General features: G+C 38.1%; 13 protein-coding genes. 12 read left to right on the top strand and 1 reads right to left on the bottom strand.

Going from position 1 to position 13,843, the window contains the following annotated elements:
- Window positions 1–38 precede the first annotated feature (38 nt).
- The 11 genes from SIB53_RS01915 to SIB53_RS01865 all read left to right on the top strand — a co-directional run bounded on the left by SIB53_RS01915 (window position 39) and on the right by SIB53_RS01865 (window position 12,559).
- A complete protein-coding gene (locus SIB53_RS01915; protein ID WP_413678542.1) occupies window positions 39–1,946 on the top strand; it encodes a DNA-directed RNA polymerase subunit gamma in 1,908 nt (635 codons plus the stop codon).
- Between the two features lie 43 nt (window positions 1,947–1,989).
- Window positions 1,990–6,099 carry a DNA-directed RNA polymerase subunit beta' gene (locus SIB53_RS01910; protein ID WP_413678541.1) on the top strand — a complete coding sequence of 1,370 codons (4,110 nt, stop codon included), beginning with the start codon at window positions 1,990–1,992 and terminating at the stop codon, window positions 6,097–6,099.
- 65 nt (window positions 6,100–6,164) lie between these two features.
- Complete coding sequence (locus SIB53_RS01905) at window positions 6,165–6,317, top strand: high light inducible protein (RefSeq protein ID WP_413678540.1); 153 nt, start codon at window positions 6,165–6,167, stop codon at window positions 6,315–6,317.
- Window positions 6,314–7,393 carry a 23S rRNA (adenine(2503)-C(2))-methyltransferase RlmN gene (rlmN, locus tag SIB53_RS01900; RefSeq protein ID WP_413678539.1) on the top strand — a complete coding sequence of 360 codons (1,080 nt, stop codon included), beginning with the start codon at window positions 6,314–6,316 and terminating at the stop codon, window positions 7,391–7,393. The genes SIB53_RS01905 and rlmN overlap by 4 nt, the downstream gene beginning before the upstream one ends.
- Window positions 7,394–7,422: 29 nt before the next feature.
- Window positions 7,423–9,189, top strand: coding sequence for a sodium:solute symporter family protein (locus tag SIB53_RS01895; protein ID WP_413678538.1), 1,767 nt, complete (start codon window positions 7,423–7,425; stop codon window positions 9,187–9,189).
- A gap of 50 nt (window positions 9,190–9,239) precedes the next feature.
- The gene (locus SIB53_RS01890) at window positions 9,240–9,365 is read left to right on the top strand and encodes a hypothetical protein (RefSeq protein WP_269603327.1); all 126 of its coding nucleotides are present in this window, start codon (window positions 9,240–9,242) and stop codon (window positions 9,363–9,365) included.
- A gap of 23 nt (window positions 9,366–9,388) precedes the next feature.
- Entirely contained in the window at window positions 9,389–10,198 is an 810-nt protein-coding gene (locus SIB53_RS01885; protein ID WP_413678537.1) for a HEAT repeat domain-containing protein, read from the top strand.
- Window positions 10,199–10,287: 89 nt separating this feature from the next.
- Window positions 10,288–10,491: a DUF2997 domain-containing protein gene (locus SIB53_RS01880; protein WP_413678536.1), complete on the top strand. Its 204-nt coding sequence runs from the start codon at window positions 10,288–10,290 to the stop codon at window positions 10,489–10,491.
- Window positions 10,491–10,883 (top strand): DUF1257 domain-containing protein, encoded by a 393-nt coding sequence (locus tag SIB53_RS01875; RefSeq protein ID WP_413678535.1) that lies wholly within the window; start codon window positions 10,491–10,493, stop codon window positions 10,881–10,883. The genes SIB53_RS01880 and SIB53_RS01875 overlap by 1 nt, the downstream gene beginning before the upstream one ends.
- Window positions 10,884–10,898: 15 nt before the next feature.
- A complete protein-coding gene (locus tag SIB53_RS01870) occupies window positions 10,899–11,318 on the top strand; it encodes a ferredoxin (RefSeq protein ID WP_413678534.1) in 420 nt (139 codons plus the stop codon).
- A gap of 14 nt (window positions 11,319–11,332) precedes the next feature.
- Entirely contained in the window at window positions 11,333–12,559 is a 1,227-nt protein-coding gene (locus SIB53_RS01865) for an aldo/keto reductase (protein ID WP_413678533.1), read from the top strand.
- Here the strand turns inward: SIB53_RS01865 and rsmG are convergent.
- A complete protein-coding gene (gene rsmG, locus SIB53_RS01860) occupies window positions 12,556–13,302 on the bottom strand; it encodes a 16S rRNA (guanine(527)-N(7))-methyltransferase RsmG (protein WP_413678532.1) in 747 nt (248 codons plus the stop codon). The two genes, SIB53_RS01865 and rsmG, sit on opposite strands and share 4 nt — an antisense overlap.
- Before the next feature lie 77 nt (window positions 13,303–13,379).
- On the opposite strand from rsmG, the gene SIB53_RS01855 reads away from it, so the two are divergent.
- On the top strand, window positions 13,380–13,820 hold the full coding sequence (locus tag SIB53_RS01855; protein ID WP_413678531.1) for a J domain-containing protein: 441 nt from the start codon (window positions 13,380–13,382) through the stop codon (window positions 13,818–13,820).
- Window positions 13,821–13,843 lie beyond the last annotated feature (23 nt).

The raw sequence follows: 13,843 nt of genomic DNA, 5'->3' as shown, positions 1-13,843 counted from the left end.
CAATCGAAAAAAAATTTAACTAAACACCCTAATTTCTCATGACTAATAGCAATCTACGCACGGAAAATCATTTTGACTATGTCAAAATCAAATTGGCTTCGCCTGAAAGAGTAATGGAATGGGGGCAAAGAACTTTGCCCAATGGACAGGTTGTAGGGGAAGTGACAAAGCCTGAAACAATAAATTATCGAACACTTAAGCCAGAGATGGATGGTTTATTTTGTGAAAAGATTTTTGGTCCCTCGAAGGATTGGGAATGTCATTGTGGTAAATACAAGAGAGTTAGACATCGTGGGATTGTTTGTGAAAGGTGCGGTGTTGAAGTAACAGAAAGTCGGGTAAGAAGACATAGAATGGGATTTATTAAGCTCGCAGCTCCTGTATCGCATGTTTGGTATCTAAAAGGTATCCCTAGCTATGTAGCTATTTTATTAGACATGCCTCTTAGAGATGTCGAACAAATTGTTTACTTTAATTGCTATGTTGTTTTAGATATCGGAGATAGTAAGGATCTTAAATATAAGCAGCTATTAACTGAAGATGAATGGCTTGAGATTGAAGACGAGATTTATGCTGAGGATTCAACAATTGAAAATGAACCTATTGTTGGGATAGGTGCAGAGGCCTTAAAACAATTACTTGAAGATTTAAATTTAAAAGAAGTGGCCGAACAATTGCGAGAAGAAATCGCAACAAGCAAAGGTCAAAAAAGGGCCAAGCTTATCAAAAGACTAAGGGTTATAGATAATTTTATTGCTACAAGTGCAAGCCCAGAGTGGATGGTTTTAGATGCGATACCTGTAATACCTCCTGATTTGAGACCTATGGTTCAATTAGATGGAGGCAGATTTGCTACCTCAGATTTAAATGACTTATACAGAAGAGTAATAAATCGGAATAACCGTCTTGCTCGTCTTCAGGAAATATTAGCTCCTGAGATCATAGTTAGAAATGAAAAAAGGATGCTGCAAGAAGCTGTAGATGCACTTATAGATAATGGTAGAAGAGGTAGAACTGTAGTTGGGGCAAATAATCGACCTTTGAAATCATTAAGCGATATTATCGAGGGTAAACAAGGAAGATTTAGACAGAACTTACTGGGAAAAAGAGTTGATTATTCTGGTCGTTCAGTTATTGTAGTTGGTCCGAAGTTGAAAATGCATCAATGTGGTTTGCCAAAAGAAATGGCAATTGAGCTTTTCCAACCTTTTGTTATACACAGATTGATTCGTCAGAATATTGTCAATAACATAAAAGCTGCCAAGAAATTGATTCAAAAAGCCGACGATGAGGTAATGCAAGTATTACAGGAAGTTATAGATGGTCATCCTATTCTTTTGAACCGGGCACCAACTTTACACCGATTAGGTATTCAAGCTTTTGAACCTAAATTAGTTGCTGGTAGAGCTATACAGCTACATCCTTTGGTCTGCCCAGCTTTTAATGCTGATTTTGATGGTGATCAAATGGCCGTTCATGTGCCTTTAGCGATTGAGGCGCAAACAGAAGCGAGGATGTTAATGCTAGCAAGTAATAATATTCTTTCTCCTGCAACTGGGGATCCTATTGTTACTCCATCTCAAGATATGGTTTTAGGTTCCTATTACCTTACTGCAATTCAACCTCACGCGACTAAGCCTAAGTTTGGAGATTATGCAAATACATATGCATCACTTGAGGACGTTTTACAAGCTCTTGAAGATAAAAGAATAGATTTACATGATTGGGTTTGGGTGAGATTCTCTGGTGAAATTGAGGATGATGATGATCTTCAGAAACCGCTTAAGTCAGAGACTTTAAAAGATGGAACTCGTGTTGAGGAATGGACATATCGACGAGACAGATTAGATGAAGATGGAAGTATAATTAGCCGTTATATCCTGACAACAGTAGGTCGGGTCGTGATGAATCATACAATTATTGATGCTGTTGCTACCAGTTCATAACTCTAATAACTAATTCCTTCTTTTCCTTGAATAGCTTTTTGCCATGACTTCTTCTTCTCCTAAAACTCGTAAATCCTCTACTAAATCCAAAGCAAAAAGAGGTTCTAAAGCAAAGAAAGCAGCAGCAATGAAAGTTGTTTCAAGACTTTCAAAAACTCCTCCACCTTTTAGAAATAAAGTAGTGGATAAGAAAGGTTTGAAAAATTTGGTTGCATGGGCATTTAAACATCATGGAACTGCTGCAACTGCCTCTATGGCAGATAATTTGAAAGATCTTGGGTTCAGGTATGCAACTCAGGCAGCAGTTTCAATTTCTGTAGATGATTTAAAGGTGCCAGAAGCTAAACAAGATTTACTTGGTCAGGCAGAGGAACTAATTACTGCTACAGAGGAGTGCTATAGGTTAGGAGAAATTACTGAGGTCGAACGGCATACAAAAGTTATAGACACTTGGACAGAGACTAATGAAAGATTGGTTGATGCAGTTAAAAAGAATTTCAATCAAAATGATCCATTAAATTCAGTATGGATGATGGCTAATTCAGGAGCACGTGGAAATATGTCTCAGGTTCGTCAGCTTGTTGGGATGAGAGGATTAATGGCAAACCCCCAAGGTGAGATCATTGACTTGCCAATACGAACTAATTTTAGAGAAGGTTTAACAGTAACTGAATATGTAATCTCCTCTTATGGAGCTCGTAAAGGTCTTGTTGATACTGCACTAAGGACTGCTGACTCTGGATATTTGACTAGACGCTTGGTTGATGTTGCTCAAGATGTAATTGTTAGAGAAGAGGACTGTGGTACGACAAGATCAATTTTAATAAGTGCTGAGGATGGAAAGTTTGGCAATAGGCTTGTCGGACGTTTGACGTCTGAACAAGTAGTTAATTCAGACCAAGAGATTTTAGCTGAACGAGATACGCCAATTGACCCTCAGCTTTCTAAGAAATTCGAACAATCTCATATGCAAGGGGTAAGGGTTAGGTCTCCTCTTACATGTGAGGCGACCAGATCAGTTTGTCGTAAGTGTTATGGTTGGGCGCTTGCGCACAATCAATTAGTTGATTTAGGGGAAGCAGTAGGCATCGTTGCAGCTCAATCTATTGGTGAGCCAGGTACTCAATTAACAATGAGGACTTTCCACACTGGCGGTGTATCAACAGCTGAGACTGGTGTTGTCCGCTCAACTGTCGCTGGTAAAGTCGAATTTGGTACGAAAGCTCGTGTAAGAGGTTATAGAACACCACATGGTGTTGAAGCTCAGCAGGCAGAGGTTGATTTTAGCCTTAGTATTATTCCAGTAGGTGGTGGAAAACCCCAAAAGATTGACGTATCTATTGGATCTCTACTTTTTGTAGACAATGGTCAAGATATTGATGTTGATGTGACTGTTGCTCAGATTGCTAGTGGGACTGTACAGAAGAGTGTTGAAAAGGCTACTAAAGATGTTATATGTGATTTGGCTGGACAAGTGAGGTATGAAAAGATTATCCAACCTAGAGAAGTTACAGATAGACAAGGTAATATAACTCTTAAAGCTCAACGTCTTGGTCGGCTTTGGGTTTTAGCAGGTGACGTATATAACTTACCTCCGAATGCTATGCCAGTTGTTTCTGGTAATGTTTCTGTGAAAGAGGGACAAGTTTTAGCTGAAGCAAGTCAGGCAAGTGAGTTTGGAGGTGAAGTAAGGCTTAGGGATTCTATTGGTGATTCAAGAGAAGTTCAAATAGTAACTACCTCTATGACTTTAAAGGATTTTAAATTATTAGAAGAGTCGACTCATTCAGGTGAAATATGGCATCTTGAAGCAAAAGATAATACTCGTTATAGATTAAATACTATTCCTGGAAGTAAAATAGGCAATAATGAGGTAATTGCTGAGTTAGCTGACGATCGTTTTAAAACTGAAACAGGAGGGCTTGTTAAATATGCTCCGGGGTTGGTAATTAAGAAAGCTCGTTCAGCAAAGAATGGTTATGAAGTCAGCAAAGGTGGGACTCTTTTATGGATCCCTCAAGAAACACATGAAATTAATAAGGATATTTCATTGTTGATGATTAAAGATCGTCAATGGATAGAGGCAGGGACAGAAGTAGTAAAAGATATTTTTAGTCACACTGCTGGAATAGTTACCGTAACTCAGAAAAATTATATTCTTAGAGAAATTATTGTTAGAAGTGGTACTTTCAAGCTATGTAAAGAAAGTAAGGCACTTGATAGGTTTGAGGGTGATGGGCAAATAGTTAACCCTGGTGAAACTATTGCAAAAGGAATTAAGACCGATTCAATGGTAATGGTTCAATCAGTAGAGACACCAGAAGGTAAGGGTCTTCTATTGAGACCTGTTGAGGAATTCACCATCCCTGATCAAGCACAACTACCTGAATTAGAGCATGTTAAACAACCCAAAGGCCCACACTTAGGAATAAAAGCATCTCAAAGACTTGCTTTTAAGGATGGTGAACTTATTAAATCTGTGGAAGGTATTGAGTTGCTTAAAACTCAACTAATGCTTGAGACATTTGATACAACGCCACAGATGACAGTAGACGTAGAAGTTATGCAAGATTCAAATTCAAAGAGTATTGATAGGTTGAAATTAGTTATTCTTGAAAGTATTTTAGTTAGACGAGATACCACATCTGATTCAAGTCATGGGTCAACACATACTGAATTACAGATAGAAAACGCTCAAATTGTTTTAGCTGGAGACGTGGTTGCTACAACTCAAATCTTATGTAAGGAAGAAGGAATTGTTCAACTTCCTGAGGCTCTTGACGGTGATCCAGTTCGGCGACTGATAGTTGAGAGAGATGAAGATACAATAACAATTGACTCTAAAGGCACTACTCTCTTGAAAATCGGACAAAGAGTAGTGGATGGAGACTTGGTTTCAAAAGATCAACCGATAGGGGCGTGTGGGGAAATAGAGAACATTGATGGAAAGAATGTAAAATTGCGCCTTGGTAGACCTTACATGGTCTCACCAGATTCAGTTCTTCATGTTCGTGATGGGGATCTAGTGCAAAGAGGTGATGGTTTGGCTTTATTGGTTTTTGAAAGACAAAAAACAGGAGATATTGTTCAAGGTTTACCAAGGATCGAAGAGTTGCTGGAAGCTCGTAGGCCCAGAGACTCAGCTATTTTGTGTAAAAAATCTGGAACAGTAGATATCAAAAAAGGAGATGACGATGATTCCGTAGTTGTATCTATTATCGAGGAAAATGATTCAATTTCTGAATATCCAATTCTGTTAGGACGTAACGTAATGGTTAGGAATAGTCAACAAGTTGTAGCAGGGGAGTTCTTAACTGATGGTCCAGTAAACCCTCATGAGCTTTTGGAATGTTTCTTTACAGACTTGCGTGATAAAAAACCTCTAATGGATGCAGCTCAAGAGGCAATAGCCAAGCTTCAGCATAGAATGGTAAGTGAAGTCCAAAATGTTTATAAATCTCAGGGAGTAGCCATCGATGATAAGCATATAGAGGTAATAGTGCGTCAGATGACCAGTAAAGTCCGAATAGAAGATGCTGGAGATACAACATTTCTACCAGGAGAATTGATAGAACTAAGACAAGTTGAAGATACTAATCAGGCAATATCTATTACAGGAGGAGCTCCCTCAGAATTTACTCCGGTTCTACTTGGGATTACAAAGGCATCACTTAATACTGATAGTTTTATATCAGCCGCTTCATTCCAAGAAACAACTCGAGTTCTTACTGAAGCAGCAATTGAAGGAAAGTCTGATTGGCTTCGTGGGCTTAAAGAAAATGTAATTATTGGTCGCCTGATACCTGCGGGGACAGGTTTTAGTGGCTTTGTTGAGGAGTTAAATGCTGAAGCAGGTCCTCATCCAGATATTTTGGCAGAAGATCCAGCAGGTTATCGAAGGATACAAAACCTTAGACCCGACTATACTGTTGACATGCCATCTTCCCAAGTCGCTAAGAATACCTCTGTTTTGGATGATCCTAGTGAAGAGGATTTAGTGGCAACTAGAAGTAGACATGGGATTGATCCTACAACGAGTAATTTTGCAGCATTTGCTCGCCCAATCGGTGATGATGAGTTGCCTGAGGATCAAATGCCAGATCCTGCTGCATTGGAGGGGTTACAAGAAGAAGGTTTGCTTTCAGATGAATAAATAAATTTCTCTACAATACCCTTTTTAATTTTCTAATATCTAGTTCTTCCACTTAAAGTTCATCGATGATTGATCCACCTGTAGTTCCCAAGCGAAAATTACCTCGCTACGGCTTTCATACACATACAGAACGAGTTAATGGTAGATGGGCAATGATTGGTTTTATTGCATTGGTTCTTTTGGAGTTTAGATTGGGACACGGCTTAATGAATTGGTGACAAGAATTCCTCAATTATCAAGTAATACATCTTTGCTTGGCTTAAGTTCGGAGGATCTTGAGGAATTTGCTCGTCAAGAAGGTGAAAAAGCTTTTCGTGGTAGGCAAATTCATGAATGGATTTATGAAAGAGGGGCAAAAAGCTTAGATGCCATAACTGTTCTTCCAAAGAAATGGCGAGATCTATTAGAAAATAAAGGAATAAAGATTGGAAGGCTTAATGAAATCAATAGAGTTATTGCAGAAGATGAGACCATAAAATTATTAATGGGTACTTTTGATGGTGAGGTTATAGAAACAGTAGGAATTCCAACTGACAAAAGGCTCACTGTTTGTGTCTCAAGTCAAATTGGTTGTCCTATGGGCTGCAAATTTTGTGCTACTGGGAAGGGGGGGCTTAATAGATCTTTAAATGTGAATGAGATAGTTGATCAAGTTATTAGTGTTAGAGAAACAATGAATAGGAGGCCCACTCATGTAGTCTTTATGGGTATGGGCGAGCCACTTCTTAATATTCGGAATGTTTTAGACTCCATTGAATGTCTCACAAATGATATTGGTATTGGTCAAAGAAAGATAACTGTTAGCACTGTTGGCATACCTGATACTCTCCCAGACTTAGCAAAATTAGCTCAAGAGCGTTTAGGAAGAGTTAAATTCACTCTTGCTGTTAGTCTTCATGCACCTAATCAGCCCTTGCGTGAATCAATTATTCCTTCAGCGAGTTCTTATCCAATTGATTCATTACTCAAAGATTGTAAAAAATATATTGAACTCACTGGTAGACGAGTAAGTTTTGAGTATATCCTTCTTGGAGGGTTGAATGACCAAGATATTCATGCAGAGCAGCTAGCTGCTCTGATGAGAGGTTTTCAGAGCCATGTTAATTTAATAGCCTATAATCCAATTGCTGAAGAGAACTTTAAACGACCAAGCCAATCTAGGGTTAATAGCTTTAGAGAGTTATTAGAAAATAAAGGAGTTGCCGTAAGTGTTCGTGCAAGTAGAGGTAGAGATAAAGATGCGGCATGTGGACAGTTAAGAAGACAATCAATCGATAAAATAAAAATCAATTAAGCAAGACAAAATATGATTCGTGAGATCTTATGACTGTTATTGATTGGTTTATTTTATTTCTTTATTTAATATTTTCTTTGGCATTAGGGATTTATATATCTTTGAAAAATCATAATGAGGCCGACTATTTTGTTGCGGGCCGTCGTCTGAATGGTTTGCTTGCAGGTATGTCTATGGCTGCAACAACGTTCTCGATTGATACACCTCTGTATGTAGCTGGCATTATTGGAACTAGAGGCTTGGCAGGAAACTGGGAGTGGTGGAGTTTTGGGCTTGCACATGTTGCTATGACAGTTGTATTTGCTCCACTCTGGAGGCGTAGTGGAGTTTTAACTGATGCTGCCTTTACTGAATTACGTTATGGGGGTAAACCAGCAGCTTATTTAAGAGGTATAAAAGCTTTCTTGCTGTCTGTTCCAATTAATTGTATTGGGATTGGTTATGCTTTCTTGGCACTGCGTAAAGTAGCTGAATCATTAGGTGTCGTGGATGGACATATTGTGCTTGGACCATTTACTGACACGATACTTTTAATGGTTTTAGTTGCTATGTTTTTGCTTGTTTACACTGTACTAGGTGGCCTTTGGGCAGTGGTGGTTAATGATTTTGTACAACTTGCATTAGCTCTTTTAGGCGCGTTTGCTGTTTGCTTTGTGGCACTTGATGCTTCAGGTGGTATGACGGATTTGTTAACAAAGTTAGAGGCTTTAGATCGGCCTGAGCTCCTTTCTTTATTCCCATGGACATTAAATAAAGATGGGTTCAATTGGTTGGATAGTTCAGGAATAAGCATTACTACTTTTTTCGCTTTTATTTCTTTACAGTGGTGGAGTTTTAGACGCAGTGATGGTGGTGGGGAATTTATTCAGCGTTTATTGGCTACTAAAGATGAAAAACAAGCAACTTTGGCAGGAATAGTTTTTTTAATTGTAAATTATCTTATTCGCAGTTGGCTTTGGATTTTAGTTGGTTTGGCTGGTTTAGTCCTCTTGCCTCAACAAACTGACTGGGAATTAAGTTATCCAAACCTAGCTGTTACATATTTACCGCCTGTCGGACTTGGATTAGTCGTGGTTTCATTGGTTGCTGCATTTATGAGTACGGTAAGTACTTCAATAAATTGGGGTGCAAGTTATCTTGCCCATGATCTTTATAAAAGATTTGTGAGACCATCGGCTGGTCCCAGAGAAATGATTCTTATAGGTCAGGTTGCAAGTATTTTGTTGCTGCTAATTGGAGTCGTCATGGCTCTATTTAGTCACAGTATTGGTTCAATGTTTAGACTTGTTATTGCAATAGGTACAGGCCCAGGTGCTGTTCTTGTTCTTAGGTGGTTTTGGTGGCGCGTTAATGCTCTAGTGGAACTTTCCGCAATGCTGAGTGGTTTTTGTATAGGTTTAATCACCTCAGTTTCTCCCTATTTTACAATTGAAGATTTTGGAAAAAGACTCTTATTTACTACTTCATTTACCGCTGTGATTTGGTTGCTTACTTTGTTTTTTACTGAGCCAGAGTCTGAGGAGACACTCAATAAATTTGTGATGAAAGTAAAACCTCCAGGTCCTGGGTGGGAAAAAATAAGGAAAAGTCTAAATATCAATTCAGTTGACAATTTTTCTGTGCTTGGAGCTCGCTTCGTTTTAGGCTCAGGAATTCTCTATGGTGGATTAGTTAGTATTGGGGCTTTCTTATTACATCAAGAAAGGAGCGCTTGGATTGCGCTTTCCATTTTTGTGAGTTGTGTATTTTTAATGAAGAAAACAAAACTAATAACTCAAAAAGTTGACCCTCGATAGCCAAACGGTCAAAATTTAAAGCAGAATAGAATTCTAATTAGTTTGTAACTTTGGGTTTTTTACGAACAACTCTTTTTCCTATTTTAATTGTTGCTCTTTTTGCTGTTGCTTTGTTCGCTGTCAGCGCTCGGATATGGCTCCCTGGGGATATGCTTGCACCAGCACCAATTAATTAGTTTGCTCTTCTTTTGTCAGAGCTATGAATGATGAAAATCAAAACTTAAATGAACAAGGGTTGGCTAATTTGGCCATAGACCCTGATCTTTTAGCGAGAGAATTAGCTGCTCAATTGGCTGGAGATCCTTTAGATGAAATTGACTTAGATAAAATTTATGGAGATCAAGGGAATTCATCAAAAGAATGTGATCTTGCGTTGAAATGGCTTCAATCCGGTAATCATGAGAGACTTCAGGGCTTAAAAGTCTTTTGTGAACATAGAGACCCTAGAGCTCTTCCATTCTTATTGCCTTTACTTGACGAGCCTTCTCCTGTAGTCAGGATGAGTGCTGTTTATGCTTTAGGTAGAAACCCTTGTCCGAAAGCTATAGATCTTCTATTGCACTTATTAAGGTTTGATAGTAACGCTTATGTGCGAAAAGCTACTGCATGGAGTCTCGGAAATTACCCTGACGCCCCAGTTCTCGAACCTCTGATTAGAGCTTTAAAACAAGATGTTGCTGCAGTGAGATTGTGGGCTTCCAGCTCTTTAGCTGAGGTTGGACTAAATTCAGCAGAGAGCTCTTCCCCAGCTGCTAATCAATTACTTGAAAGTTTGCAAGTAGATGGTGAACCAATAGTTCGAAGTAACTGTATTTGGTCCCTAGACCGCCTTTATGGACTTTTGAGTGCGGAAATCCAAATTCAAATAATAGAGGCTTTTATTTCTGTTTTATTAAATGATAGAGAGCCTTCTGTCAGGTATGAAGCAAGGACAGCTTTGGAGCAATTGGATAATCCAGAGGTACAAAAAAAATTAAAAGCATTAATTGATGATGGTCAATTGGTTTAATTTTTGGTACAAAAACAATTCGTTGTAATTAATAATTCGCGTTTCTAGAGTTTTTTTCTATATCATGCGTGACTTAGGGCTTCAATTTTATGCCACAACGCACATTGCGATTTAAAATTCGACAAGATGGACGGGTTGAAGAAACCGTTGAAGGTCTTGTTGGTGAGGCATGTATTGATTTAACTGAGAAGCTTGAGGATGCCTTAGGCACCGTTGAAAGGAGAGAGCCAACCTCTGAATCCTTTCTTCGCGAAAACGTTCAAAAACAGACTATTCCTGCAGAAATCCACTGATGTCACATTTCAGCACAGTTAAAACACAACTTCGTAAGAAAGAGTTCCTTAAACAGGCTCTAATAGACTTAGGGTATGTCCCCAACGAAGGTGAGAATCTAGTTAGAGGTTATAGAGGTCAAACTGTAAAAGCTCAAATGACTGTTGAGATGAGTAAAGGAGCAGACATTGGATTTCGTTGGAATGAAGGCTCAAAATCATATGAACTTGTAACGGACCTTGATCTCTGGAAACAATCAATACCAATTGAGAGATTTTTAGCTCAGGTCACTCAACGTTATGCCTTAAACACTGTGCTTAATTCAACTGCTCAAGAAGGATTTCAAGTGTCTGAGCAAAAGCAAAATTTAGATGGATCAATAGAATTAGTAGTTACTCGTTGGGATTCCTAAGGCTATTTTTGAAAATTGACTTTTGATCCTAGAGCTGCTTTTGAAACTAGGTCTATTGAATATCATCCCTCAAACGATATTTATGATCCAAATCTTGCATACGAAGCAGCTAATAATGAAGATTTCGAGCTTAGTGGCAGAGATCCAGTCCTTGGTGGGAAATTAAGGGAAAAAGCCGTTTGGGTTGATGAGAGGAAATGCATTGGCTGTACATACTGCAGTTCAGTTGCTACTAACACTTTTGCAATGGAGCCTGAACAAGGCAGAGCAAGAGCGTTTAGACAAGATGGAGACACTGATGAATTAATACAAGAAGCCATAGATACCTGCCCTGTTGATTGCATAGATTGGGTTCCTTTTGAAGACTTAATTAAATTGGAAGAAGTTTTAAAAAATCATCATTTTAGGAATTTAGGTTTGCCACCGGTTACTTGATTTTTAATATAGAAGTGTCAAAAATTAAAGATAGTAAAAATATTTCAATACCTAGAAGAAGATTTGGTCGAACAGAGATTCAGATGCCAGTCTTATCTCTAGGAGGTATGCGCTTTCAACAAAGCTGGAAGGATTTAGATCCTAAAGAGATTGATAATCAACAACAAGATATCTTGCGAAATACTATTAAGCATGCGTCTCAACAGGGTATGCATCATATAGAAACTGCTCGTCATTATGGAACATCAGAGCGCCAGATAGGCTGGGCTTTCGCTCAAGTCAATGACCCAAAAAGAATATTGCAAACGAAAATCCCACCAAATAATGACCCTTCGATTTTTGAGGAGGAACTTAAGTTAAGTATGAGTAGATTAGGTTCTAAAAAAATTGATTTATTAGCTATTCATGGTATCAATATTCCTGAGCATTTAGATATGACTATTCGTCCTAATGGATGTCTACAGATCGTTCGTCAATGGCAAAAAGATGGTCTTGTTGGTCATGTTGGCTTCTCAACTCATGCAAACGTTGACCTGATCATCAAAACAATTGAAACTGGGCTTTTTGATTATGTTAATTTGCATTGGTATTTTATACGTCAAGAAAACGAAAGAGCTTTACAAGCAGCAAATGCTAATGATATGGGGGTTTTCATTATCAGTCCTACTGATAAGGGGGGGCATTTACATACACCTTCATTGAAACTTTTAGATCTATGCAGTCCTTTGCATCCAATAGAATTTAATGATCTGTTTTGTTTGAGGGATAAAAGAATTCATACATTAAGTGTTGGAGCGTCAAAGCCTGAAGATCTAGATATTCATTTAAGTGCAATCTCAAAAATTGATATAACGCATGGTTTAATTAATACTATAGATAAAAGATTAGTAGATGCCTCATTTAAGTCGCTTGGAGAGCGATGGTTGACTACTTGGAAGACAGGGTTACCTAGTTGGGACCAAACTCCAGGAGAGATTAATATACCTATTTTGCTATGGCTAAATAATTTATTAGAGGCTTGGGATATGGAAAGCTTTGCTAAAGATCGTTATGATCTTTTAGGCAGAGGAGGACATTGGTTCCCAGGCTCAAACGCAGATTGTTTGGATTGTGAAGTGAGCGAGGATGACTTGAAAAAAGTTTTGATTAATAGCCCTTGGAGCTCTGAAATACTTTTTATACTTAGAAAATTGAAAGAAAGATTAGGGGGAGGAAGAAGAGATAGATTATGGGGAATTTAGTAACCTAAAGGCTGTTTTTTGGGTTTGCCAACTGATCTGGGATATTGATTAGGACATTTATTAACAGAACTAATCCTAATAATATTCCTAATACCGCGATTATTAGGGAGTACGAATTTATGTGTTAATTGGATCTCTGCATTTAGTTTGGTTAAAGCTTTTTTTAGTATTTGTTGCTCTGCTTCACTCCATCCTCCTTTAAATATGAGAGCTTGACCTGTCGAATTTAAAAAAGGTACGAGATATTCTGCTACTACATTGGCAGAAGCAACTGCTCTTGCAATGGCATAGTCAAAATTACTTCGGAGGACTGGATCCCTTCCTGCTGTCTCTGCTCGATCAGTTACGACTGTTATACGAGAATTCAATCCAATTTCTTTAGAAACTTCTTTAAGAAAAGTCGTTTTTTTACTTGAAGAATCTAAAAGAGTAATATTTGAATTTGGCATTGCTATGGCTATGGCTATACCAGGGAATCCACAGCCAGAGCCAATATCTATGTATTTATGAGAAAGTTCAGGGTTTTGAAGTTCTTCGTGCAGTGGCAACAAGCTGTCACATACTTGTGCAGTCCAGAAATCATCTCCATCAACTAAACGAGTAAGGTTGGTCTTCTTATTCCATTCTTTAAGTAACTCTTGTAAAAGGATGAATTGAGCTAATTGTTTTTCACTTGGCACCCATTTAAGCTCATTCCATATCATGAGATGACTTGCTTCTTTGTTGTTTTTATCAGTAGACATTTTGAATTGTTTTTGAAATAGTCAGTCCTGAGATATTGAGATAAAATATATACATTATTAGATCATATTTTCTTTAGTTGACTCCTTCCTCTAATTGTTACGAATTACTTGGTGTTTCTACCTCTGCCAATAACGCAGAGCTTAGAAAAGCTTTCCGTCAATTAAGTAAGCAACTTCATCCGGATACGACATCTTTGCCGAGTGATGAAGCGACAAGGCAATTTCAAAATGTTTGTGAAGCTTATGATTTATTAAGTGATCCTGTTTTGAGGGCAAACTATGACTTATTTATAGAAAAAGAGAATAATCTTATAAGTCAGAAAAAAGAACTTTATTTACAGAATATACAACCTGGACAATTTTCTAAATCGATAGGAATAAGGAGACAATTATCGGGAGGAGAACTGTTTTCACTTCTTCTTTTAGTCATCTCTATTATCTTGAGCCTAGCTTTAGGAGTGTTGATCTCTTTTTTAAGAGGCGGAAACTTGGATGTGACTCCAAGTTGGTTGATGTAAGTTTAATTTGAGAAATAATTTTA

It is taken from the genome of Prochlorococcus sp. MIT 0916 (assembly GCF_047305155.1).
GTDB lineage: Bacteria > Cyanobacteriota > Cyanobacteriia > PCC-6307 > Cyanobiaceae > Prochlorococcus_B.
Note: the sequence above shows the minus strand (reverse complement) of the source record. Positions and strands in the feature narration are given on the sequence as shown.

Bases quoted from the DNA above. Each gene is read 5' to 3' on its own strand.
- SIB53_RS01915 (WP_413678542.1), top strand. From the start codon at position 39: ATGACTAATAGCAATCTACGCACGGAAAATCATTTTGACTATGTCAAA.
- SIB53_RS01910 (WP_413678541.1), top strand. From the start codon at position 1,990: ATGACTTCTTCTTCTCCTAAAACTCGTAAATCCTCTACTAAATCCAAA.
- SIB53_RS01905 (WP_413678540.1), top strand. From the start codon at position 6,165: ATGATTGATCCACCTGTAGTTCCCAAGCGAAAATTACCTCGCTACGGC.
- SIB53_RS01895 (WP_413678538.1), top strand. From the start codon at position 7,423: ATGACTGTTATTGATTGGTTTATTTTATTTCTTTATTTAATATTTTCT.
- SIB53_RS01885 (WP_413678537.1), top strand. From the start codon at position 9,389: ATGAATGATGAAAATCAAAACTTAAATGAACAAGGGTTGGCTAATTTG.
- SIB53_RS01880 (WP_413678536.1), top strand. From the start codon at position 10,288: ATGCCACAACGCACATTGCGATTTAAAATTCGACAAGATGGACGGGTT.
- SIB53_RS01875 (WP_413678535.1), top strand. From the start codon at position 10,491: ATGTCACATTTCAGCACAGTTAAAACACAACTTCGTAAGAAAGAGTTC.
- rsmG (WP_413678532.1), bottom strand. From the start codon at position 13,302: ATGTCTACTGATAAAAACAACAAAGAAGCAAGTCATCTCATGATATGG.